The organism is Solihabitans fulvus (assembly GCF_008386585.1).
In the GTDB taxonomy this organism is placed as follows: Bacteria; Actinomycetota; Actinomycetes; order Mycobacteriales; family Pseudonocardiaceae; genus Solihabitans; species Solihabitans fulvus.
Window position 1 is genome coordinate 1 of sequence record NZ_VUOB01000127.1, and the last position, 658, is coordinate 658.

General features: G+C 70.7%; 1 protein-coding gene. It reads left to right on the forward strand.

The window, feature by feature from the left end:
* Nucleotides 1-590 (forward strand): transposase (locus F0L68_RS40495; RefSeq protein ID WP_188317110.1); only part of this gene is annotated, 590 nt, incomplete at its 5' end.
* Nucleotides 591-658: the final 68 nt, after the last annotated feature.

Sequence of the window (658 nt, forward strand, 5' to 3'; positions counted from 1 at the left end):
TGCTGGCCGGCGAGCACACCCCGGTCTCAGTGTTGGCCGATCCCGCCTACAGCGCCGGCGTCCTGCGCCACGCCCAGGCCCAGACGGGGCACACCTCCGTCATCAAGCCCGCTCCGCTGCGCCCACCGGTGGCAGGCGGGTTCACCCTGGACGAGTTCGCCATCGACACCACCGCTGGCACGGTGGGCTGCCCCGCCGGGCACACCGTCGCGTTGAGTCGGCCCTCCACCGGCGGGCAACGCAATGCCAACTTCGGCACGCGCTGCCGGGACTGCCCGCTGCGGCGACGCTGCACCACCGCCAAGGGCGGTCGTCATCTGACCATTCACCGCCATCACGACCTGCTGGCCGCCGCACGCCGCCAGGCCGCCACAGACCCCGACTGGCAGGCGGACTATCGGCGTTGGCGGCCGCCGGTCGAACGCGTCATCGCCTGGCTGGTCGCCGGAGGCAACCGGCGATTGCGGTATCTGGGCACGATCAAAAACGACGCCTGGCTGCGGCTGCGGGCCGCCGCCCTCAACCTCCGCCGGCTGGTCAGGATGGGACTGGCCCGCACCGACACCGCCTGGGTTCTGACCACGGGGTAAGAACAAGGGGCGGGTGGTTCCGTCCCATCTGCCCCCACGGCCAAACAAGATCTTCAGGACACTTCTAG